The 22,226-nt window shown below is 69.0% G+C and carries 24 protein-coding genes and 2 tRNA genes; 16 read left to right on the top strand and 10 right to left on the bottom strand.

Annotated elements, in window-relative coordinates; genetic code table 11:
• Positions 1-5: 5 nt before the first annotated feature.
• On the bottom strand, positions 6-1,280 hold the full coding sequence (locus tag GH2_RS18140; RefSeq protein ID WP_066171406.1) for a sigma-54-dependent transcriptional regulator family protein: 1,275 nt from the start codon (positions 1,278-1,280) through the stop codon (positions 6-8).
• A 211-nt stretch (positions 1,281-1,491) separates the two neighbouring features.
• On the opposite strand from GH2_RS18140, the gene GH2_RS18145 reads away from it, so the two are divergent.
• The 6 genes from GH2_RS18145 to GH2_RS18170 all read left to right on the top strand — a co-directional run bounded on the left by GH2_RS18145 (position 1,492) and on the right by GH2_RS18170 (position 7,432).
• Entirely contained in the window at positions 1,492-2,442 is a 951-nt protein-coding gene (locus tag GH2_RS18145) for an ABC transporter ATP-binding protein (RefSeq protein WP_066171674.1), read from the top strand.
• Positions 2,443-2,533: 91 nt separating this feature from the next.
• The gene (locus tag GH2_RS18150) at positions 2,534-3,310 is read left to right on the top strand and encodes an ABC transporter permease (protein WP_066171409.1); all 777 of its coding nucleotides are present in this window, start codon (positions 2,534-2,536) and stop codon (positions 3,308-3,310) included.
• A 26-nt stretch (positions 3,311-3,336) separates the two neighbouring features.
• Positions 3,337-4,443, top strand: a complete 1,107-nt coding sequence (locus tag GH2_RS18155; protein ID WP_066171413.1) for a sensor histidine kinase — start codon at positions 3,337-3,339, stop codon at positions 4,441-4,443.
• A 35-nt stretch (positions 4,444-4,478) separates the two neighbouring features.
• Positions 4,479-5,090: a response regulator transcription factor gene (locus tag GH2_RS18160; RefSeq protein WP_066171416.1), complete on the top strand. Its 612-nt coding sequence runs from the start codon at positions 4,479-4,481 to the stop codon at positions 5,088-5,090.
• Positions 5,091-5,092: 2 nt separating this feature from the next.
• Positions 5,093-6,223: an acyltransferase family protein gene (locus GH2_RS18165; RefSeq protein WP_066171419.1), complete on the top strand. Its 1,131-nt coding sequence runs from the start codon at positions 5,093-5,095 to the stop codon at positions 6,221-6,223.
• Positions 6,224-6,232: 9 nt separating this feature from the next.
• Positions 6,233-7,432 (top strand): hypothetical protein, encoded by a 1,200-nt coding sequence (locus GH2_RS18170; RefSeq protein WP_066171422.1) that lies wholly within the window; start codon positions 6,233-6,235, stop codon positions 7,430-7,432.
• Between the two features lie 9 nt (positions 7,433-7,441).
• Here the strand turns inward: GH2_RS18170 and soxR are convergent, their stop codons facing one another.
• Together soxR and GH2_RS18180 are read right to left on the bottom strand one after the other, a co-directional pair.
• The gene (gene soxR / locus GH2_RS18175; RefSeq protein ID WP_066171677.1) at positions 7,442-7,888 is read right to left on the bottom strand and encodes a redox-sensitive transcriptional activator SoxR; all 447 of its coding nucleotides are present in this window, start codon (positions 7,886-7,888) and stop codon (positions 7,442-7,444) included.
• The gene (locus tag GH2_RS18180; protein ID WP_066171425.1) at positions 7,885-8,346 is read right to left on the bottom strand and encodes an acyl-CoA thioesterase; all 462 of its coding nucleotides are present in this window, start codon (positions 8,344-8,346) and stop codon (positions 7,885-7,887) included. Before GH2_RS18180 ends, soxR begins: the two co-directional genes overlap by 4 nt.
• A 129-nt stretch (positions 8,347-8,475) precedes the next feature.
• On the opposite strand from GH2_RS18180, the gene GH2_RS18185 reads away from it, so the two are divergent.
• Positions 8,476-9,471: an alpha/beta hydrolase gene (locus GH2_RS18185; RefSeq protein WP_084247614.1), complete on the top strand. Its 996-nt coding sequence runs from the start codon at positions 8,476-8,478 to the stop codon at positions 9,469-9,471.
• Positions 9,472-9,539: 68 nt separating this feature from the next.
• Here GH2_RS18185 and hisC read toward each other — a convergent pair whose 3' ends face one another.
• Entirely contained in the window at positions 9,540-10,604 is a 1,065-nt protein-coding gene (gene hisC, locus GH2_RS18190; RefSeq protein WP_066171431.1) for a histidinol-phosphate transaminase, read from the bottom strand.
• Positions 10,605-10,717: 113 nt separating this feature from the next.
• On the opposite strand from hisC, the gene GH2_RS18195 reads away from it, so the two are divergent.
• Together GH2_RS18195 and GH2_RS18200 are read left to right on the top strand one after the other, a co-directional pair.
• A tRNA-Ser gene (locus tag GH2_RS18195) sits at positions 10,718-10,806 on the top strand.
• Between the two features lie 57 nt (positions 10,807-10,863).
• Positions 10,864-10,939: transfer RNA gene (locus GH2_RS18200), tRNA-Arg, on the top strand.
• 155 nt (positions 10,940-11,094) lie between these two features.
• On the opposite strand, the gene GH2_RS18205 is transcribed toward GH2_RS18200, so the two are convergent.
• The 5 genes from GH2_RS18205 to GH2_RS18225 all read right to left on the bottom strand — a co-directional run bounded on the left by GH2_RS18205 (position 11,095) and on the right by GH2_RS18225 (position 16,231).
• A complete protein-coding gene (locus tag GH2_RS18205) occupies positions 11,095-12,348 on the bottom strand; it encodes an MFS transporter (RefSeq protein WP_084247615.1) in 1,254 nt (417 codons plus the stop codon).
• Between the two features lie 2 nt (positions 12,349-12,350).
• Positions 12,351-13,115, bottom strand: a complete 765-nt coding sequence (locus GH2_RS18210; RefSeq protein ID WP_066171437.1) for an ABC transporter ATP-binding protein — start codon at positions 13,113-13,115, stop codon at positions 12,351-12,353.
• Positions 13,112-14,104, bottom strand: coding sequence for a FecCD family ABC transporter permease (locus GH2_RS18215; RefSeq protein ID WP_204701002.1), 993 nt, complete (start codon positions 14,102-14,104; stop codon positions 13,112-13,114). Before GH2_RS18215 ends, GH2_RS18210 begins: the two co-directional genes overlap by 4 nt.
• A gap of 56 nt (positions 14,105-14,160) precedes the next feature.
• The gene (locus tag GH2_RS18220) at positions 14,161-15,207 is read right to left on the bottom strand and encodes an ABC transporter substrate-binding protein (RefSeq protein ID WP_066171442.1); all 1,047 of its coding nucleotides are present in this window, start codon (positions 15,205-15,207) and stop codon (positions 14,161-14,163) included.
• A gap of 148 nt (positions 15,208-15,355) precedes the next feature.
• On the bottom strand, positions 15,356-16,231 hold the full coding sequence (locus GH2_RS18225; protein ID WP_066171445.1) for a LysR substrate-binding domain-containing protein: 876 nt from the start codon (positions 16,229-16,231) through the stop codon (positions 15,356-15,358).
• A 75-nt stretch (positions 16,232-16,306) separates the two neighbouring features.
• On the opposite strand from GH2_RS18225, the gene GH2_RS18230 reads away from it, so the two are divergent.
• The 4 genes from GH2_RS18230 to GH2_RS18245 all read left to right on the top strand — a co-directional run bounded on the left by GH2_RS18230 (position 16,307) and on the right by GH2_RS18245 (position 19,724).
• Positions 16,307-17,545, top strand: coding sequence for an acetyl-CoA C-acetyltransferase (locus GH2_RS18230; RefSeq protein WP_066171448.1), 1,239 nt, complete (start codon positions 16,307-16,309; stop codon positions 17,543-17,545).
• Positions 17,542-18,309: a 3-oxoadipate enol-lactonase gene (gene pcaD / locus GH2_RS18235; protein WP_066171451.1), complete on the top strand. Its 768-nt coding sequence runs from the start codon at positions 17,542-17,544 to the stop codon at positions 18,307-18,309. The genes GH2_RS18230 and pcaD overlap by 4 nt, the downstream gene beginning before the upstream one ends.
• Before the next feature lie 68 nt (positions 18,310-18,377).
• Positions 18,378-19,070, top strand: coding sequence for a hypothetical protein (locus tag GH2_RS18240; RefSeq protein ID WP_239588930.1), 693 nt, complete (start codon positions 18,378-18,380; stop codon positions 19,068-19,070).
• Positions 19,071-19,127: 57 nt separating this feature from the next.
• Positions 19,128-19,724: a putative glycolipid-binding domain-containing protein gene (locus GH2_RS18245; protein WP_066171680.1), complete on the top strand. Its 597-nt coding sequence runs from the start codon at positions 19,128-19,130 to the stop codon at positions 19,722-19,724.
• Positions 19,725-19,733: 9 nt separating this feature from the next.
• On the opposite strand, the gene GH2_RS18250 is transcribed toward GH2_RS18245, so the two are convergent.
• A complete protein-coding gene (locus tag GH2_RS18250) occupies positions 19,734-20,705 on the bottom strand; it encodes a prephenate dehydrogenase (RefSeq protein WP_066171457.1) in 972 nt (323 codons plus the stop codon).
• 51 nt (positions 20,706-20,756) lie between these two features.
• Here GH2_RS18250 and GH2_RS18255 point away from each other — a divergent pair, with 51 nt between their 5' ends.
• From GH2_RS18255 to GH2_RS18265, 3 genes are all read left to right on the top strand, one after another.
• Positions 20,757-21,278, top strand: a complete 522-nt coding sequence (locus tag GH2_RS18255; protein WP_066171460.1) for a tRNA adenosine deaminase-associated protein — start codon at positions 20,757-20,759, stop codon at positions 21,276-21,278.
• 8 nt (positions 21,279-21,286) lie between these two features.
• Complete coding sequence (locus GH2_RS18260) at positions 21,287-21,775, top strand: nucleoside deaminase (RefSeq protein WP_066171462.1); 489 nt, start codon at positions 21,287-21,289, stop codon at positions 21,773-21,775.
• Between the two features lie 118 nt (positions 21,776-21,893).
• On the top strand, positions 21,894-22,223 hold the full coding sequence (locus GH2_RS18265) for a mannosyltransferase (RefSeq protein ID WP_066171465.1): 330 nt from the start codon (positions 21,894-21,896) through the stop codon (positions 22,221-22,223).
• Positions 22,224-22,226 lie beyond the last annotated feature (3 nt).

A 22,226-nucleotide genomic window follows, 5' to 3' on the forward strand; every position in this document is an offset into this window, starting at 1 on the left:
ACACGCTATCTGCGGGGTACTCCGAATCGGCGATCGAGGAGCCGGACGCGGCCCTCGGCGACGGCCCGTTGCGGGTGGCTCGCCGGAAGGCGGTGAGCGAGGGCGTTCCACGCGGTGATGTCGTCGCGGCCGTGGGGCGAGGCGACCCAGATGCTGAGCGCGGCGATGTCGCCTTTGCCGAACATCCGGGAGCGGAGATCTTCGCGCACCTCGTCGAACAATTCGACGACGCCGGGGGCGAGCGACTCGGCCAGGAGACCGCCCCGGCCCAGCGCTCGGATGGTGCCGGAGAGGTCGCCCGCGGCGATGGACTGGCGGAGGTCGTCGAGGTCGGAGCCGAGCTCGACGGTGAGCCGATAGGGGCGCGAGGCCACCACATCGCCGAGATCGCGGCGCAGGCGGGAGATCTCTGCGCGCACCGTCACCGCGCCGAGCCCCTCGTCGGAGAGCATGGTCGCCAGTTGTTCGGTGCCGAGTCCCTCCGGATAACTCTGCAGCAGCAGGAGGATCTCGGCGTGCCGCGGCGACAGCGGTCGGGGAGGGGCGGCGCCGTCGTGCCACTGCGCAGGCCCGTCGCGCAAGACGGTGAGCCGCGTGCCCGATGCCGCAGTGAAGGTCTCCGGTGCTGCGAGGTCGACGGCGCGTGACTGCAGTTCGCGTTCCACCGCGGCCACGACCGACCGGACCGCGGCGAGCGCGAACGGCGCGGCGGCGGCAGGCCCGCCGGTCACATCGATCACGCCGAGGAGTTCGCCCGACGTCGGATCGTGGACGGGGGCCGCGGCACAGTTCCATTTCTGGACGGAGGAGTTGAAGTGCTCGGGGCCGATGATCTGCACGCCCCGATTCATCGCGAGGGCCAGGCCGGGTGCGTTGGTGCCGACGGCGTCCTCGCTCCACACCGAGCCTTCAACGAAGTTGATGCGGGCGGCGGCATCGCGCGCGGTGGTGTCGCCCTCCACCCACAGCAGTCGCCCGCGGTTGTCGGTCATCGCGATCACCGCACCGGTGCCGGAGATGTCGTCGAGCATGAGCGACTGCACCAGTGGACGCACCGACGCGAGCCGATGCCCGGTGCGGTAGACGTCGAAATCGGCATCGGACATCGGGCCGGTCTCGCTACCCTGCTCCACATCCTGCGGATTGACGCCGCGGTTGCGGGAGCGTTCCCACGACTCGCGGACCAGGGAGCGCACGGAATCGTCCTCTGGAATCGTGCCCTCGAGGAACTCCTCATAGGCACGACGAACTTGAGACGACACGGTGGTGCCTGCCCTCATCACGTCCCTCTCGACCCGTTGCGCCCGACCTGATTTCTCGGCCGTACCTCTCGATTGTGCCTGGGTAATGTGACCTGGGCAACGACGGTCCCGGAATGAGCGCGTCCTGTCAGCGGCCGGTCACGAGTGCGCACACCCATGACAGACGTCATGCCCAAGTCGTGACATCCGCTCTGGGCGAGCGGTCCGCTCCGGCGGAAAAGTAATGGACATGACGCAGACAGATCCGACGCGGCGGCGCCGCGCAGCAACTCCGATCACCTCGGTTCCGGCCATCGCACTCACCGATCTCACCAAGTCGTTCCACCCCTCGAAGGGCTCCACCGTCCAGGCCGTCGCCGGGCTGAACCTGCAGGTGGAACCCGGTGAGGTGGTCGCCTTCCTCGGCCCGAACGGCGCCGGAAAGACCACCACCATCGACATGATCCTCGGTCTCACCTCACCGGACTCGGGCAGTGCCACCGTGTTCGGTATGCCGCCGCGCGCCGCGGCCCGCGCCGGCCGGATCGCCGCGGTGATGCAGACCGGCGGTCTGCTCGACGACTTCACCGTCACCGAGACCGTCTCGACCATCGCCGCGATGCACGGACGCACCGCCGACATCCCCGAGGTGATGGCCCGCGCTGACATCGCCGACCTCGGCGACCGGAAGGTCTCCCGGTGCTCCGGCGGCGAGCAGCAGCGGCTGAAGTTCGCGCTCGCACTGCTCCCGGACCCCGACTTGATCGTGCTCGACGAGCCCACCGCGGGCATGGACGTGGAGTCCCGTCGGACGTTCTGGGCGGCGATGCGCGCCGACGCCCAGAACGGTCGGACCGTCCTGTTCGCCACGCACTACTTGGAAGAGGCCGACTCGTTCGCCGACCGCATCGTCATGATGGCGCACGGCGGGGTGGTGGCCGACGGTTCCACCGCCGACATCCGCGCCCGCGCCAGCCGTCGCATCGTCTCCGCGGTGCTCGACGACGACGCCCTCCCCGGACTGCATCGCGTGTTCCCCGAACTGCAGGTCACCGAACGCCGCGGCGGGCGGATCTACCTGTCGCTCGCCGACTCCGACACCCTCGCCCGGCATCTGCTCACCAGCACCCGCGCCCGTGACGTGGAGATCGCCAGTCACAACCTCGAAGACGCCTTCGTGGCGCTCACCACCGACCACTGATCCGACCGGCCCGCTCGGCGAGGCGGTGGCTGCGGTGCTTGCTGCACTGCGTCCCTCGCTCGATCCGCGGGAGTTCTCGAAAGGTACTGCCATGACCATGCATCCCACTCTCAGCGCCGCAGGCGTCTCCACCGTGTATCTCCGCAACGACATCCGCCGCGTCCTTCGCAACCGGCGCGCCATGATCTTCACCATCGCCATGCCTGCCCTGCTGTACCTGGTCTTCGGCGCCACCCAGAACAGCAGCGACCAGGTCGGCGACGGCAACGTCGCGTTCTACGTCCTCGTCGGCATGGCGTTGTACGGCGCCGTGCTCGCCGCCGCGTCGAATGCCGCCGCCGTCTCCATCGAGCAGCAGGCCGGCTGGACTCGGACACTGATGATGACGCCGCTGCGCCCCTCCGGTTACGTCGCGACCAAAGTCGCACTCGCCCTCACCATGAGCGCGCTGCCGGTAGTGCTGCTGGCCGTCGTCGGCCTCCTGTCCGGCGCTCGCGCCACCGCCGGGATCTGGATCGCGTGCCTGCTGCTGGCCTGGCTCGGGTCGGCGTTGTTCGCCGCGCTCGGCCTCGCGCTCGGCAGCGTCCTCAAGTCCGACGGCGCCATGCAGGTCCTCGGCGGCGCGATGGCGCTGCTCGCGTTCGCAGGTAACGTCTTCGTCCCGCTGAACGGCGTCATGCTCCGCATAGCGGAGTTCACCCCGATGTTCGGCGTCGTCTCGTTGGCGCGGTATCCGCTCGACGGCGGCGTCACGGTCTACGGCACCCAGATCTCGCTGTGGGTGATCATCGCGAACACCGCCTTCTGGGCCATCGCCTTCGCGGTTGCGGCAAGCTACTTCTACAACCGCAGCACGCGCAGGCAGTGACTGCGCCCGCCATCTCGGAGGAACCCATGATCCCAGCGCCCGCCCCCACCACGTCGCCGTGGCGAGGCGGGCGCTGGCTGTTCGGTGCGGTGTGGCTGCTGTTCATGGCGTATCCGATCATCGGCGTCGTGACCGCCGACGCAGGCTGGGGCGTGAAGGGGATCCTCCTGGCCCTGCTCGGCATCTTCATCATCGTCTACGTCCTGTTGTGCGTGCACGCGATGTTCACCGCGCCCGTCCGAGCCGCATCGCGCAATCTCGCGATCGCCGCGTTGACGCTGATCGGCGTCGCGCTCCTGCCGGTCCTGCACACCGAGGCCTTCGCGATCTCGCCCTTCGTGATGGCTGCCGTCGCCTTCGCCGCGCCGTGGCGCACCCGCTACGCGCTGGCCGCAGTGGTGGCGATCGTCGCTTCGGCGATCCTCGTTCCCGAATTCTTCGGGTGGGGCATCGACACCGGATTCCTGGTGGTGATGGTCGTCGTGGGTCTCACCATGGGCTTCACCCGGGTGATGCGCGACGGCGAGCGGGAGCGCGATCAGGCGGCGCAACGGCAGCGCGACCTGAACGCGCAGCTGGCGGTGGTTGCCGAACGCGAACGGGTGGCGCGCGACGTCCATGACATCCTCGGGCACTCGTTGACCGTCATCACGGTGAAATCCGAGCTCGCGGGCCGCCTCGTCGACCTGGACCCGGAACGCGCCAAGACCGAGATCGCCGAGCTCAACGCCTTGGCGCGGGAGGCGCTGGCCGAAGTGCGTTCGACGGTCGGCAGCCTGCAGACGCCCGAACTCCCCAGCGTCGTCGCCTCCGCCGCGAGCGCGTTGAGGGCCGCGGGCATCGAGGCGCACCTGCCCGATCCCGACGAGGACGTCGGCGCCAATGCGACGCTCTTCGCGTGGGTGCTGCGCGAGGCGGTCACGAACGTGGTGCGGCACAGCGGTGCCACGCGCTGTGACGTGACGCTGACGCCCGACCGGATCGCCGTCGTCGACGACGGTCACGGCTCACCGCTGCTGACCTACGGCAATGGGCTTCGCGGGTTGGCGGAGCGGGTCGGCGCGTGTGGCGGACGGCTGGCCGTGGAGTCCGACGCCCGCGGAACGACGGTGACCGCGACGGTGTCGTCGTAGTGACGCGGTAGTTTCGAACGACGACAAGGAGGCCCGTGGAAACCATCAAGCTGTTGCTGGCCGACGATCAAGCGCTGGTCCGCGGGGCTCTCGCCGCACTGTTGGATCTGGAGCCCGACCTCAGCGTCGTCGCGCAGGTGGGGCGGGGAGACGAGGTGGTCGACGCCGCCCGGGCCAGCGGCGCGCAGGTCTGCCTCCTGGACATCGAGATGCCGGGGGCCGACGGCATCGACGCCGCCGGACGGGTGTCGCGGGAACTGCCGGGCGTGCGGTCGTTGATCGTCACGACCTTCGGCCGCCCCGGATACCTGCGGCGCGCCGTCGACGCGGGCGCCAGCGGGTTCGTCGTCAAGGACACGCCCGCGGCCGAACTCGCGGACGCCGTCCGACGCGTCCACGCCGGACTCCGTGTCATCGACCCGACGCTGGCCACCGAAAGTCTGACCAGCGGCGACAGCCCGCTGACTCCGCGAGAGGCCGAGGTGCTCGGGGCTGCGCTCTCGGGTGCGACGGTCGCCGCCGTCGCTCGGCAGGTGCATCTGTCGGCGGGAACGGTGCGGAACCACCTGTCGTCGGCCATCGGCAAGACCGGCGCGTCGACCCGAGCCGAGGCCGCCCGCATCGCCCATGAACGGGGCTGGATCTGACCGTGCGCACCGGTGGCCGCGTCCCCGCACTCACCGGCATCCGCACCGTGGCCGCGCTGGCCGTCTGCCTGACGCACGCCGCGTACTGGACCGGCCACTACACGGACGACTATCTCGGGCGTCTGCTGTCGCGGTTCGAGGTCGGCGTCGCGATCTTCTTCGTCCTCTCCGGATACCTGTTGTTCTCGCCGTGGGTCCGTGCCCTGCACGACGCGCGTGGCGACCGTCCCGCCGCGTATCCGCCGCTGCGCCGCTACGCGTGGCATCGCGTCCGCCGCATCGTGCCCGCGTACTGGATCACGGTGATCGGCGTCTACGTGATCTTCCTGTTCCGCGACGACGTCTCCGATTTCGGCCAGGGCTGGGCGGGACTGTTGCGCAATCTCACCTTCACGCAGGTCTATGGGCTCGGGCATCTGCACACCGGGCTCACCCAGATGTGGAGCATGGCGGCCGAGGTCGCGTACTACGTGGCGCTGCCCGCCGTCGCCTGGCCGATCGCCGCCGTCGCCTGCCGCGGCCGGTGGCGGCCCGACCTCCTGCTCGTCTGTCTCGGCGGGCTGCTGCTGGTGTCGCCGATCTGGACGATCGCGGTCCACGGTTCTGCCGGCGTCGACCTCACGGCCCGCTTGTGGCCGCCGGCGTTCGCGAGTTGGTTCGTCGGCGGCATGATCCTCGCCGTGCTGGCGCGGCTGGTCACCCGGTGGCCCGCCTGGCCGAGTGTCGTCGTGGCCGTCGTGGCCTTCCTCATCACCGGCGGCGCCGTCGCAGGCGAGGCGACCATCGTCCCCGACGACGCCGGTGCCGCCGTCGTCAAGCACGGGCTGTACCTGGTGATCGCGGTCGGTCTGGTGGCGCCGCTGACGATCGCGGACGACGATCCGTGGGCACGCCTGTGCGGCAGTCGCCCGATGGTGTGGTTCGGCGAGATCTCCTACGAGTTCTTCCTGGTCCATGTCATGGTGCTCGAGTTGGTGATGGACTTGCTCGGCTACTCCGTCTTCACCGGTTCCACGCTCGCCGCGTTCGCGACCACCACCGCGATCAGCATCCCGGTGGCGTGGGCGTTGCATCGCATCACTGCACCGTTGTGGCGGAATTCTCCAGCGACTTCTGTCGGGACCCGCAGGTAAGATCAGGACATGACCTCACCGCAACGCTCAGTCTCGGCCGCCGACCTTCGGCAGTGGACGACCGACGCGCGGGTACCGGGTCAACCGATCGAGCTGTCCGACACGGCGTGCATCCTCATCGCCGCCGGCTATCTCGCACCGACCGCGCGGGCGACAGTGGTCCGGCGGGTTTCGCAGGGTCTGCCGATGGCGGCGGCGCCGCAGGGGTTCAGTGAACTCCGCCGCGTGCAGCGCGGCATTCTGCACGCCGAGCGCAAGCTCACCTCCACGATGGTTCCGGGGTTCGTCGCACCGATCCTCCGGTCACGACTGAGCGGCCTCACGCGCCGACGCGACGAGGCGCATCGCGCGGTGGTGACCGGCAAGGGCGTCTACCCGTCGGGGCTGCGAGCCGTTCGCCGGGAACGCCGCGAGAACGTCTACCTCGAGATCGGAGAACGCGAACAACTGTTCGCGGGCCTGCTGTGCACGCCCGTCGCCAACCTGTCGACGTCAGGCGCGCGGTGGGCGGGCACCGATGCCTTCGACAAGGTCGCGGGCGTCGTCGACAAGGTCGCCGGACGTGCCAGCCGTCGACAGGTGGAGCACTGGGCCGACGAGGTCTTCGGCACGGCGCCCACCACGCAGGACTCGTCGCGCGGCTCGTCGTTCGCGGACGGCTACGAGACGCTCCTGTTCGTCGCGGGCCACTACTACGAGCGGGTCCGGTCCAATCCCGCATGGTTGTCGGACCACTTCGAGATGCAGCGGGTGCAGGTGAATCTCCACGCCGAACTGGCGGAGATCGCGTCCGACGTGGTCGCGCTGCGAGCACTGCGGGTGGATCTGGACCGAGCGCGCGCCAACGGCGGCTTCGATCCAGGATTCGTCGCGCACATCGCCGAGCGTGAAGAAGCGCTGCGCCCGGTGTGGAGCGAGTTGATCGACCGCGTGCACGCTCTCGTCGAGATCAGCGCGACCGTCGAGTCGGCCGCCGTGGAACTCCAACTGCTCAACGAGTTCGATCGGGCGACCACCATCGACGCCCGCATCGACCACCTGCTCTCGCGCTCGGGCGATCGTGAGCTGTCCGCCGACCACTCGCGACGACTGTCGCAGCAGGTGCGCAGCGGGGAAGAACAGCTCCGGATCTATCGTGACGTGCTGCAGGGAAACATCGCTCAGCTCGGTGCCGCGCCGGCGCAATTGCCGGACAAGTACCAGCCCTGACGGGCGCCGTCAGAGTCGCCGGGCCCCCGGCCCTTCCCGGCCCAGGACGTCGTCCGGATTGGTGTAGGGACACGACGTCAGCGACAGACACCCGCAGCCGATGCAGTTCGAGAGGTTGTCGCGCAACGCGACCAACCGGTCGATGCGAGCGTTGAGGTCCTCGCGCCAGTCTCGCGCCAAACGCGCCCAGTCGTGTTTGTCGGGCGGGTCGTCGTGCGGAAGGTCGTCGAGCGCCGCCTTGATCTGGGTCAATGAGATGCCCAGCGACTGAGAGGCGCGGATGAAGGCGATGAGACGCAGGGTGTCGCGCCGGTATTCGCGACGATCGCCGGACGTGCGGCGGCTCTGGATCAGACCGATCTTCTCGTAGTAGTGCAACGTCGAGACCGCGACGCCGGCGCGCTGTGCGATCTCGCCCGGCTTGAGCCACGGGAGGTCGGCGGGGATCTCGGTCACCGTGCTCCGTCCCCGCGGCTCCACTCCCGCAGGTAGTTCTTCTCGCCGTCGGACAGTCGACGCAGCGTGTGCTTCTCGACGTCGACGACGGCCATCTGGGTGCTCGCGACGCACGCCGGGCGGGAGCCGTGGTCGGCGGTCGCACTGAAGATCTCGTAGCCGATGGTGAAGTCCACCGACCGGAAGGTGGTGATCCACATGCCGACGCGGATCGGGGAGTCCTCGTGCCGCAGCTGCGCGTGATAGCGGATGTCGACGTGGACGATCATCGCGCTCGTGATCAGCGGGGCGTACTCCTCGCCCGCGCTGAGCAGCCACTGGATGCGGGCCTCCTCCATCAGGGTGACCATCCGCGCGTGATTGATGTGGCCGAACGCATCCATGTCCGACCATCGCACGGGCACGTCGGCGACGAACGCGTAGTGGTGGTCGGCGTGCGCTGCGGGCGTGGTCGGCATGTCCCGATCTTAGGGCGACGGCGCACCGGCAGGCCGCAGAGCAGGGCTTTCCGGCGTTCTTTCAGGAAAGTGCGTTCTGTACCGGGGAGTTAACACACCGCACAGCTTCGGGGGCTATCCTTGTCGCCCATGTGGTCTGAACGTATGGCACGCCGGTTGGTGTGGATGGGATCTGCGATGGCGGCAGCGGGGCTGCTGGTATCGACAGTGCAGGCACCGGCCGAGGCTGCTCCGCGCGGCGCCCACGTGGTGGCGGAGAAGGTCCGCAGCATCCATCGAGTCGACCTCATGATCAAATCGCCGGCGATGGCCGACCCGGTGCCGGTCACCGTCCTCTCGCCCGGCGGCACGGCGCCGCGCCCGACCGTCTATCTGCTCGACGGCGCCGACGGTGGCGCCACGGTGAGCGACTGGATCACCAAGGGCGGGGCCGAGCGGTTCTTCGCCGGTCGGAACGTCAACGTGGTCCTGCCCGCAGGCGGAGCCGGCAGCTTCTACACGAACTGGGTCGCGCGCGACCAGAAGCTCGGCAAGCCGCAGTGGGAGACCTTCCTGACTGACGATCTTCCGACGCTGATCGACAGCAGGTTCCACGGGTCGGGCAACAACGCGGTGATGGGCCTGTCGATGGGCGGCCAGTCGGCCTTCGCGCTGGCCACGCGGAACCCGAAGCTGTACCGCGGTGTCGCGTCGATGAGCGGCTGCCCGGACATCACCGGTGACGCCAACGTCGCCTATGTGCGTGCGACGGTCGCCAAGTCCGGCGCCGACCCGAACAAGATGTGGGGCGCCCCGGGCTCGGCCAACTGGCGGGCGCACGATCCGGCCAGCAACTTGAATGCATTGCGCGGCAAGGCGCTGTTCCTCGCGTCCGGCACCGGTGCGGTGGGTCCGCAGGACTTGACGCAGAAGCGCGACCCGAAGGACGGGCCCGAAGACGTGCAGATCGCCGCCGGATCGGGCCTGGAGATGGGTGCGTACCGCTGCTCGGTCGAGTTCGCGGCCCGCCTGCAGTCGAAGAACATCCCGTTCACCAGTGGTTTCCGGTTGATAGGAACTCACTCGTGGACCTACTGGAAGCAGGATCTGCCCAGGGCCTGGGACGCCATCAGCCCGTCGCTGTAGACACGCCGATTCTCGGTTCCTGAACCGACCGGAGAGGGCGGTTCAGGAGCCGAATTTTTTCGGTGTGTTCACCTTCGCTGCGACCACGCCTCAGCGAACGCGAGGAACGCGTCGTTCTCACCCGGATGGGTGATCGTGACGCGGACGCCGTCGCCCGCGAACGGTCGAACGATCACGCCCGCGTCGGCGCAGGCGGCGGCGAACGGTCCGGCGTCGTCGCCGAGCATCAACCACACGAAATTGGCTTGCGAATCCGCCAGGCGGTACCCGAGGTCGCGCAAGCGGGCCGTGACGCGCTCGCGTTCGGCGACGACGGCGTCGGTCCGGGCGAGCAGTTCGTCCCGGGCATGCAGGGAGGCGACGGCGGCGGCCTGGGCCAGGCTGTTCACGGTGAACGGGACGTGGACCTTGTTCAGTGCGGCGATCACCTCGGGGTCGCCGACCGCGTAGCCGACGCGGAGACCTGCGAGACCGTACGCCTTCGAGAAGGTCCGCAGCACCACCACGTTCGCGAACTCGCGGCGCAACTCGACGGCGTCGTACGCGTAGGGCTCGGAGAGCCGCGTGTACTCGATGTAGGCCTCGTCGAGCGCCACGACGATGTCCGACGGCACTGCTCGGAGGAAGTCGCGCAGGGCCTGCGCCTCCACGACCGTGCCGGTGGGGTTGTTGGGGTTGCACACGAAGATCAGGCGCGTGCGGTCGGTGATCGCCGCGGCCATCGCCTTGAGGTCGTGCACGGCGTCGCCGGTGAGCGGAACCTGGACGGGCGTCGCACCCACCACCTGGGTGGCGACCGGATACATCTCGAACGACCGCCAGCCGAACAGCACCTCGTCGCCGGGCCGGGCGGTGACGGTGATCAGGTTCTGACAGAGGATCACCGATCCGCAGCCCACCTGTACCTCCGCGGGCGTCACGCCGAGATTCTTCGCGAGCTCGTCGGTCAGCGCCACCATCCCGTTGTCGGGGTACCGGTTGGCGGTGGCGGCGGCCTCGGCGATCGCGGTCGCCACGCTCGGTAGCGGAGGCTCGGTCACCTCGTTGCTGGCGAGCTTGATCGCGCCCGGGAACGTCTTGCCGGGAACGTAGACGGGCAGGGTGTCCAAGTCGGGACGGATTCGCATGCTCACCCCTACAAATGTACGTCTGACCTGCAGTGCATGGGACATCCGGTCACCGATTTGCATCCTGCTGTTCATGCTGTGTAATGTTTTGCCCCGGCGGTCGAAAAGGACTCCACCAGGGAGGCGTGCCAGAGCGGCCGAATGGGACTCACTGCTAATGAGTTGTCTCATGAAAATGGGACCGGAGGTTCAAATCCTCTCGCCTCCGCCGACCGGGGCACGCACCCGGTATAATTGAAGAAGTGCGGATCGCAAGATCCACTACGCGCCCGTAGCTCAACGGATAGAGCATCTGACTACGGATCAGAAGGTTTGGGGTTCGAATCCCTACGGGCGCACCAGAAGACGCGAGTCAGGAACTTTCCTGACTCGCGTTTCTCGTTGTGTGGTGCGGCTCGACGCGAAGTGGTGCGTCACGGCCTTTAACCCTCACTGCGAGCGTGGTTGTGGTCGCACTGGGCGCGGGCTGAGAGTGTTGCGTGCAGAGGCCAGATCATCACTCGCGGGCGGGCGCGGCAGCAGTTCGTCGCGGCTTCGCTGCCAGCATCAGCGTTGCGGCGCACAGCATGACGGCGACCATCGCCAGCCACGGTGCGGCGCGCCCGAGTGCGGTGTCTCCGGCGGCGTCGACGATGATGCCCAGCAGCGACGAGGCCGGGAGGACCATCATGCCCGCGATGGACGCGTAGACGCCGTAATAGGAGCCGAGGAAGCGCTCGCCGGCGAGGACCGGAACGGCGGCGCGTGCGGTGGGAGACGCGATCATCTGCCCGAGCGCCATCAGCAGGACGAAGCTCGCGGTGCCGATGATGACGGGAACCGCTCCGCCGACCGCGGCGCCGATCGCTGCCGCTGAGAGCCCCACGGCGGAGACCACCAGCCCGGTGGCGAGCGCGACGCGCAGGCGGAGTCGGCCGGCCCAGGAGGCGACGCGCAGCTGCCCCACGACCACCGCGAGCGACGACGCCGCCATGAGCACGCCGAGTGGCGCCTGACTGCCCCATCCGCGCTCCAACTCCAACGGGAGCAGCAGATAGAGCTGGTTGTAGGCCACCAACTGCACGCTCATCACCAGCGCGAAGCCGAGGAAGATCCGGTTGTGGAGGATCTCCGACAGTCCCGCGACGAGCGGCCCACCCGCGTGCGCGGGCGGTTCGGCCGGGAGCCACCGCAGGTGAGCGAGTCCGATGAACACGAAGACGACGGCGCCGGTGACGGCGACGATCGTGAAGTCGGTCTGGAGGAGCACGGCGCCGATCAGCGGGCCGGTGAAGGCGCCGATCTGGCCGAACGCGGTGAACAGCGCGAAGCCGTCGAGGCGGCTCGTCGAACCGTCGGGCGAACCGGTGTTGCGGGCGAGCGCCGCTTCGACGGCAGGGGAGAACAGCGCTCCCGCGAACCCGGTCAGCGCCGCGCCGACGGCGACGCCGGCCACCGATTGGGTGAGGCCGAGCATCAGCAGGCCGACGATGCGGACGGCGCACCCGGCGAGCACGGTCGGCCGGGTGCCGATGCGGTCGGCGATGGTGCCGCCGACGAAGAACAGGCCCTGCTGGGATACCGTCCGCAGGCCGAGGACGGCGCCGACGACCGCCGTCGCCTGGCCGAGATCAGAGCTCAGGTGCACCGACAGGTAGGGCAGCACCATGAAGAAGCCGACGTTGAACGCCAACTGAGTGAGGACGAGGAGTCGGACGACGGGGGTGGCGTCGGAGAACCCCTGGATCAGATGGGGGCGGCGGAACGCCATGCTCAGTTCGCGTCGGCGGGCAGGAATCGGATGGTGAGGCCATCGTCGTCGGTCACCTTGGCACGGACCTGGTAGACATCGGCGATCAGGTCGGGCGTGAGCACCTCGCGCGGCGTGCCCGCAGCGACCAGTCGCCCCTCGCGCATCACCATCACCCGATCACAGAACATCGCGGCCAGATTCAGATCGTGGATTGCGACGATCGACGTCACCGGCAGTCTCGTCACCAACGTCATCAACTCCAACTGGTGGTGGATGTCCAGATGGTTGGTCGGCTCGTCGAGCAGGAGTTCTCGGGGTTCCTGGGCGAGCGCGCGGGCGATTTGGACGCGTTGCCGCTCACCGCCGGACAACTGATGCCACAGGCGCTCGCACTTGTCCGTGAGCCCGGTGTGGGCGAGGGCGGACGCGACGGCCCGGTCGTCGGCGGTGCGGTCGGCGCCGAACGTGCCCCGGTGGGGAATCCTGCCGAGGCGAACCACTTCGGCGACGCTGACGTCGACGTCGGTGTCGGCGTGCTGCGAGACGACGGCGACGGCGCGGGCGACGTCGCGTCGCTTGAGCGAGGCGAGTTCGTCGCCGTCGAGCCCGACCGTGCCGGACGTCGGCTTCGCGAACCCGGCGAGCAGGCGGATCAGCGACGACTTTCCGGACCCGTTGGGGCCCAGCAGTCCGATGGTCTGTCCGGGTTCGGGCTGGACGCTCACACCGTCGACGACGAGGTTGCCGCCACGGTTCCAGGTGACTCGATCAGCGTGGAGCGTCATGCGCGTCCCCTCCTCGAGAACATGATCGCGATGAACGCGGGAACGCCGACCAGCGCCGTCCCGACGCCGAGGGGCAGGGGAGTGGGATGGAACGCGACCCGCGAGAGCGCGTCGACCCAGACCAGGAAGATGGCGCCGAGCAGCGCGCTGACGGGGACCAGTCGGCCGTGGCCGGGGCCGACGAGGAAGCGTGCGGCGTGCGGCAGCACCAGGCCGACGAAGCCGACGGCGCCTGCCACGCTGACGAGTGCGGCGGTGATCAGCGCCGTCAGGACGAGCAGAGCGGCGCGGACGCGCGTGACGGGGATGCCGAGCGACGCGGCCACCTCGTCGCCGAAGGTGAACGCGTCGAGCGCGTGCGCCGACGCCCAGCAGCAGGCGAGGCCGATCACCGCGACGATCGCGGTCAGCCAGGCGTCGTCCCAGCGCACGCCTTCGAGCGAGCCGAGGAGCCAGAACATGACACCGCGGGTCTCGTCGGAATCGGCGAACGCGAAGATGACGAACGAGGTGAGCGCCGAGAACAGCTGGGTCATGGCGACGCCGGCGAGGATCACCCGATCGGTGCTTCCGCCTGCGACCTTCGCCAGGAACAGCACGGCGCCGAAGGCCACCAGCGCGCCGATGAAGGCGCCGCCGGACATGCCGATCGCGGCGCTCCCGAGTCCCAGGACGCCGATGACGACGGCACCGGTCGACGCGCCCGACGAGATGCCGAGCAGGAACGGGTCGGCCAACGGGTTCCGCAGAAGCGACTGCAGGATGACGCCGCACACGGCGAGTCCGCCGCCGACCGCGGCGGCCACCACCGACCGCGGCATGCGGTCCTCCCAGACGATGACGTCCTTGTACGCGAAGACGTCGATGTCGGTGAGGTGCAGGTGGTTGGTGAGGATGTCGCGGACGTTGATCAGCGTGATTCCCTCACCGCCCAGCGATACCGCGGCGAGTGCGGAGACGCACAGTCCCACGATGCCGAGGACGAGCAACGACGCGGTCCGGCCCCGCGACGGGGCCGCGGGGCCGGACTGCGTTGCGGTGACCGTCACGCCGGATTCTGCGAGAGCCACGCGGCGAGCTTCTCGATGCCGTCGACCATGCGGATCGACGGGTTCATCTCGGCACCGTGCAGGGCGACGTACTGCTGCTTCTGCACGGCAGGCATCACCTTGGTGACCGGATCGCTCTCGAGGAAGGTCTTCTTCTCGGCGAGGAGGTCACCGGGGAACCGGGCGCGCTGCAGATCACCGAGGACCAGCACCTGCGGATTGCGCTGTACGACGGCGCTCCACGTGGTGGCGGGCCAGTCGTCGTCGAGGTCGGAGAAGACGTTCTCGGTGCCGACCGTGGTGGCGATGAGCTGCGCGGAGCCGAGCCCGCCCGCGATGTACGGGGTCTTGGTGTCCGCGAACCAGAATGCGACGGTACGGCCGTCCTGCTTCACCTTCTCGGTGGCTGCGGCCGTCCGCGACTTCAGCTCGTCGACCAGTTGCTGTCCGCGCTCGGGAACGTCGAAGATCTGCGACAGCTCGGAGATCTCCTGGTACAGCGAGTCGATAGTCAGCGGCTTGGTGCGGGTACCGCCGCCGTTGATGACATTGGAGCCTTCGCAGTCCGTCGGCGAGAGATAGGTCTCGACGTCGGTCTCGGCGAGCCGCTCGCGGGTGGCGACGCCGCCCTCCTTCTTGAAGTGGCGGCCGAACGATGCGGTCACGAAGTCGGGGTTGGTGCCCATCACCACCTCGTAGGTGGGGGCGTTGTCGGCGAGACGTTTGACAGTCGAGTTGGCCTCGGCGAGGGACTCGAGCACCGGGTCGGTCCACGAAGCGGTGCCCTGGATGCGGTCGGCCAGTCCGAGCGACAGCAGGATCTCGGTGGATCCCTGGTCGAGCGACACCACGCGCTGCGGCGCTTCGGTGAACGTCTGCGAGGTGCCGCAGTTCTCGATCGTCAGGGGGTACGACGTGGTGCCTTCGCCGGCCGCGGCGGCTGCGGAGTCGTCGACCTTCTCCGACTCGCCGCAGGCGGCGAGTGCGCTGACGGCCAACAGGGCGACGACGGCCGAACCGGCCAGACGTGTGCGCAGTGACATGGGGGTCCTAACTGATCGCGAGTGCACCTCGGACGCCGACCGGAGTCCGAATGAGACAAGGCTTACCTATGACTTTGAATGGTAAACCGCGTGAACGCGACTGGCCGAATCCGGGTCGTGCGATCTGCGTGACATCGCGGCGATGGTGTCAGAGCCGCCGCAGCACTGCGACGGCGCGTTCCACCAGCGCGGACGCCGGGCTCGCGATCCATGCGGCCGCCAGCTCGATGGAGGTCTCCGGCAGCAGCGGGACGTAGGCGGCGCCCGGGATGCCGAGGGCGGCGGTCGGTTCGGGCACGATCGCCACGCCGAGTCCGGACGCGACCATCGTGACGAGGGTCGACGTCTCGGCGACCTCGTGGCGGACGTGCGGGGAGAATCCGGCGTCGGCGCACATCTCCATGATCACCCCGTTGAGCATCGATCGACCGTGCCCGGCGTGCACGATGAAATCGTCGCGTCGCAGTGCGCCGACGTCGACGCTGTGGAGTCGGGCGACCGGATGGGTATCGGGCACGAGGGCGATGAGACGATCGCGGCGGACCGGCTCCACGATGACCCGCGGGGCGGTGATCGGCGGGCGCAGGAGGGCGAGGTCGATCGTTCCCGACTCCAGCGCGGCGAGTTGGGCGGGTACCAGCATCTCGCCGCGGATGTGGAAGTCGACATCGGGGAGTTCGTCCCGCAGCGTGCGGATCAGCTGGGGAAAGATGGAGTAGGTCGCCGAGCCGACGCAGCCGATCGAGAGCGACCCGATGGTGCCGTCGGCCACCCGCTGCGCCTGATCGCCTGCGGCGTCGACCGCGTCGAGGATCTCGCGGACCCGCTCCAGGTAGACGGCGCCTGCGGCGGTGAGCTCCACCTGACGCGTGGTGCGCGTGAACAGCTCGACGCCCAACTCCTCCTCGAGTTGCTTGATCTGCGCGGACAGCGGGGGCTGTGCCATCTGCAGGCGTGCCGCCGCGCGACGGAAGTGCAGCTCTTCGGCGACGACGCGAAAGTACCGCAGGTGTCGTAGTTCCACATTGATACTGTATCGGTGTCAGTTGATGTGAAATATGTACTTCCCTGTATAGGTTTTCATTCCTACGCTGAATACATGGCATCTCCCGCAGGCATCTCCGGCTCCGACATCGTCATCTGCTCTCCGCTCCGCACTCCCGTCGGACGCATGGGAGGTGCGTTCTCGAAGCTCACGGTCAACACTCTCGCGACCGACCTGCTCCGTGAACTCGCCAGTCGGACCGGCCTGGGGGAGCACGACATCGACGACGTCATCTTGGGACAGGGCTACGCGAACGGCGAGTCGCCCGCACTCGGTCGGATCGCCGCGCTCGACGCGGGTCTGGGAGTCGGCGTGCCCGGCACCCAGATCGACCGACGGTGCGGATCGGGCCTGCAGGCGATCCTCTCCGGTGCGGCACACGTCGCCAGCGGCGGAGCCGATCTGGTGGTTGCAGGCGGAGCCGAGTCGATGTCGAACGTGGAGCACTACGCACTCGGCCTGCGCACCGGCGTCGGCCAAGGCGCCGTCGAACTGCGCGACCGTCTCGACCGCGGACGCCTGACCGCGGGCGGCGACTCGCATCCCGTCCCCGGCGGGATGATCGAGACCGCAGAGAACCTGCGCGCGAAGTACGGACTGACGCGTGAGGCGCAGGACCGGTTGTCCGCCGAATCGCATCGCCGGGCGCTCGACGCCATCGCCGCTGGTCGGTTCGCCGACGAGATCGTCCCGGTCACCGTGCCCGGTGGGCGCAAGAGCCCCGACGTCGTCGTCGACACCGATGAGCACCCGCGACCGGGCACCACGGTCGAATCCCTGGGCAGACTGCGCGCGATCCGATCGAAGATCGATCCGGACTCGACCGTCACCGCGGGCAACGCCTCCGGTCAGAACGACGGCGCCGCCATGGTCGTCGTCACCACCCTCGCCGAGGCGGAACGCCGGGGACTGGACCCCGTGCTCGCGTTGCGGTCGTGGGCGGTCACCGGCTGCGAACCCGCTCAGATGGGCATCGGACCGGTGTCGGCCACCGCCAAGGCGCTCGATCGTGCTGGGCTGACGCTCGACGACCTGGACCTCATCGAACTCAACGAGGCGTTCGCCGCACAGGTTCTCGCCGTGCTCGCCGAATGGCGGATCGACGCCGACGACCCCCGACTGAATCCCAACGGATCCGGCATCTCCCTGGGGCATCCGATCGGTGCCACCGGCGCCCGCCTCGTCGTCACTGCGGCGCACGAGGCCCGTCGGCGCCAGGCGGCGAACGTGCTCGTCACCATGTGCATCGGCGGCGGGCAGGGCCTCGCGGGCGTCTTCCAGGCCGTCCGATGAGCGCGATCGACGTCCACGCGGTGGTCGCCGGCGACCGCGACAAGCCCGCCGTGGTGCTGTCGAACTCGCTGGGATCCACGCACCGGATGTGGGATGCGCAGGTCGACGCCCTCGCCGAGCACTTCCTGGTGGTCCGCTACGACACCCGCGGGCACGGGAACAGCCCCGTCCCAGCCGGTCCCTACGCGATCGACGACCTCGCCGACGACGTCGTCGACCTGCTCGACGGTCTCGGGATCGAGCGCGCGCACTTCGTCGGACTCTCCCTGGGCGGCATGACGGGCATGCGGCTGGCGGCACGGAACCCGGACCGGGTGAACCGTCTCGGTCTGCTCTGCACCGCTGCCGTGATGGGACCGGCGCAGAACTGGACCGATCGGGCATCCGCGGTCCGCGCGAACGGTGTCTCCGCCATCGCCGAAGCCGTCGTCAGCCGCTGGTTCGCACCCGGTTACCTCGACGCTCGCCCCGACGAGAAGGCCTATTACGAGTCGATGGTCGCGGCCACCCCGGACGAGGGATACGCGGGATGCTGCGAGGCCATCGCGGTCATGGACCAGGTGGCCGATCTTCCGTCCATCACGGCGCCGACCCTCGCGATCGCGGGCGCCGACGATCCGGCGACCGGCCCCGACGTGCTCGCCACGATCGCGGACGGTGTGGTCGACGGCCGCCTGCTCGTGGTGCCCGACGCCGCCCACATGGCGAATGCGCAGCATCCGGAGGTCGTGACTCCCGCGATCCTGGAACACCTCCTGGGCTGAGTGCTGCGGTGCGTCGACGGCGCTGATTCTGGCACCATCGAACCCAAGGCAACTTCTCGGGAGGCAACGTGGTGGACCGGTCAACGCCGTCGACGCCGGACTACCGGCCGCCGCTCGCCGTCGGCCAGGTGTACCCGGCGCTGGGCTACAGCGCTGACGGCGCACCGATGTTCACCTACGACGACCGCGAGCGGGTCCTCGCCGGACCACAACCTGCGCCTCCGCCGCCACCGCCCGTCGCGCCTCCGACCGCTCCTCCGGAGCCGCCGAACCGCTGGAATCTTGCGATCGGCCTCGCGTCGGTCGTCGTCCTGGTGCTTCTGGTGGCGGTCGGTGTCAAGACGTTCGGGGGCCACGACGACGCCCCGGTCAGCCGCGCCGACCCGCCTGCGACGCAATCCACCGACGACCCCTACCTGGAGGGGCTCCCGTCACAGCCGGAGTCGTCGGTTCCGCGTGATCCGGAAGTCGGACAGCGACCGGGACAGACCGGCTCCGCGACGGTGGTCTACCGGGTGGAGTCCGGTCCGGCGACGCTCCTGTACTTCGAGGGCGACCGCATCCGGATGGACAAGAACACTTCCGGGACCTGGACGAAGACGGTCCGCGGCAGCCAGACCACACTGCTGCGAGTGAGCGTGATCCTCTCGACCGACGACCCGGCGAGCTGCTCCATCACCGTCGACGGCAAGACCGTCGTCTCGGAGTCGAGCGAGACCGCGGCCACCTCCGGTCTGCTGACCTGTCAGTTCCGCGGCTGAGCGCCCGCCCGACGATCCACCCCGCCGTCGGCCGGAATTCCGACTACCGTGGTCGTCGTGAACACCTTCGACGCGTCGTCGGTCGATACCGACGTGAAAGCGATGCTCACCTGGCGCAACGCCGACGGTGACCGGCTTGAGCAGGTCCGGCTCAACACCAGCGGCGCGCGTGTGCGCGCCTACGGTCGTATCGTGGCGGCGGCGACTGCCGACTGTGAGGCCTACTCGGCGTCGTACGAGTTCGTCACCACCGACCGGGGCGTCACCCGACGGCTCTCGGTGCGTCTGCTGCGCGCCGGTGGGGAGAGCTCACTCGACATCAGCCGCGACATGGACGGCCGGTGGATGGTGCAGACTCCGACCAGCACCGTCCGCAGTGATTTCGACGGCGCCGAGGTGATCGACCTGGCGCTCTCCCCGTTCTTCAAGGGGGTGCCGATCCGGCGGTTCGGGATCGTCGACGGCGCCGTCCGCGACGACGTCACCGTGGTGACTCTGCGACTTCCGGACTGCGAGATCGACTCGGTGCCGATGAGCTACGCCGGACTCGGCGAGGGCCGCGTCCGCATCACCGATCCCACCGGGTCCGTCGAGTTGACGGTCGACGACGCCGGTGTGGTGCGCGACTACGACGGGATCGCCGCACTCCTCTGAGACGGGTGTTCAGGGCATCCAGACCCGGGCCTGATGCGCCTGGCGGCGCAACTGCTCGGCCCAATCGTCCTCGCCGACGCGTACTCCGGTGATCGGCTCCGGCGCCGCCCCGGCGATCGCCTCGTACTTGAGTCGCGCGCGGTGGCCGGCGTCGACGAGCACCGCGACGCTTCCGTGATCGCGCAACGCATCGCGTGCGGCCACGAGGCGGTCGATGGTCTCGCTCAACGTGTTGAGCAGCGAGATCGAGTTCGCTTCGAGCATGGCGCGCTGCAGATCCGGTGCGGTGCCTGCCACCCGGGTGCCGTCGCGGAAGCTGCCCGCGGCCAGCCGCAGGGCCAGATCACTCTCGCCCGCGCCGACCGCCGCGGTCACCGCAGCGGTCAGGTGCGGATTGTGCGAGATCGCCGCTGCGGCGCGGTCGTGTGCGTCGTTCGCGGCGGGCACGACGTACGCGCCGGTCGAGCGAGCCACGCCGGCGACGGCCAGCCAGTCGTCCGCGTCGGTGTCGTCGTGCGTGGTCACCATCCACATCGCGCCCTCGAACAGTGACGGGTCGGTGGCGGCCCACCCCGACTGCGAGGTGCCCGCCATCGGATGTCCGCCCACGTATCGGCCGGTCGGATGAATCCGGTCGATGAGGACGGCGACCTGTTCTTTGACGCTGACGACATCGGTCAGCAGGCAGGCGGGCGCGGTGTCGCGGACGGCCTCGATCATCGTCTCCAGTGCGGTGAACGGGGTGGCGAGCACGATGATCGCGTCCTGTTCCGCGGCCTGGCGGAGGACGGCGTCGAGGTCGGCGGAGGCGGTGTAGCCGTCGGCCACCGCCGCGTCGACGGTCGCCGTCGAACGGTTGTAGCCGAAGGCCGGGAGCCCGGTGTCGGCGAGTCGCCTCAGGAGCGAGCCGCCGATCAAGCCGAGACCGAGTACGCAGACGGGACGAGATGCTGGAGCAGACACGGATTCAGCGTGGCACATCACGGACTATTCGACTTGGGAGAGTCCCGAAAACCGGCTACCGTGGCGGGCATGGCGAAGCCCGGTGCGCAGAGCGATTACGACGATGTCGATGGTTTTGCAGTCGCGGTGGTCCGCGAGGAGACCGGGTGGCGGGTGACCGCGCTGAAGCCGTCGGCGCTCGACAGTCTGGATGACGCGGAACTCCAACTCCGTGAGTTGCGCGCGGCGGGCGCACTCTTCGGCCTTCTCGACGTGGACGACGAATTCTTCGTGATCGTCCGTCCCTCCCCGTCGGGCGCGCAACTCCTGCTGTCCGATGCGACCGCGGCCATCGACTACGACGTCGCCGCCGACGTCCTGGACGCCCTGCACGTGGAGATCCCGGACATCGATCCCGACGAGCTCGACGACGTCGATCCCTGGGAGGAGGGCGACCTCGCGATCCTCTCCGATCTCGGTCTTCCCGACGCCGTGCTCAGCATCATCGTCGGCGACACCGACCTCTACGCCGACGAGCAGCTCGGCATGATCGCGGCGCGCCTGGGCTTCTCCGACGAGTTGTCCGCGGTGCTCGACAAGCTCGGTCGCTGACACCGCCGATGGCGCGTCCGGATCGCGGTGCCGTCGACCGCGACGCCGAGGCGATGATGACCGTCGCGTTGGAGGCGGCTCGCTCGGCCCCCGTCGACGATGTGCCGATCGGTGCGGTGGTGTTCGGTCCCGACGGGACCGAACTCGCGCGTGGAGCCAATCGGCGCGAGGCCGACGGCGATCCCACCGCGCACGCGGAGATCCTGGCGCTGCGGGCGGCGACCGCGGTGCACGGCGACGGGTGGCGGCTGTCGGGCTGCACTCTCGTCGTGACGGTGGAGCCCTGCACCATGTGCGCGGGCGCGATCGGTCTCGCGCGGGTCTCGCGCGTCGTGTTCGGGGCGTGGGAGCCCAAGACTGGCGCCGTGGGATCGCTGTGGGACGTGCTCCGAGACGACCGTCAGGTGCACCGTCCGGAGGTGCTGGCGGGAGTCCGCGAAGCCGAGTGCGCCGCGCTGGTCCGCGACTTCTTCGCCGGCCGTCGGGGACAACCCTGAACTCTGCCCTGAATCCGCCGATTCCTCCGGCTTCTGCCCTCGCCGGGACGCGCGGACTGTGGCAGCCTCGAAGGGGCAGACGCCGTCTGCCCAGATGCTGCGGGATGAGGGAAGAGCAATGTCGGATCCGATGGAGAAGATCAGCGAAGTGGTCGACACGTTCGCGCGCAAGGTCGACGAGTTCGCCAGCAGCGAGCAGGTCACCGGCGCCGTCGAGAACGCCAAGGCCAAACTGACCGAGATCGCGAACAACGAGAACGTCACCGGCGCCGTCGACACGGCGAAGGGCAAGTTCTCGGAGGTCGCGAACAATGAGCACGTCGCGGGTGTCGTCGGCACCGCGAAGGAGAAGTTGACCGAGTTCACGACCAACGAGAACGTCCAGAAGGCAGTCGGTGCGGCGACCGCCAAGATCGACGAGATCGCCGCCAAGCTGTCCGGTCGCTGAATC

It is taken from the genome of Gordonia hydrophobica NBRC 16057 (genome assembly GCF_001592365.1).
GTDB classification, from domain to species: domain Bacteria; phylum Actinomycetota; class Actinomycetes; order Mycobacteriales; family Mycobacteriaceae; genus Gordonia; species Gordonia hydrophobica.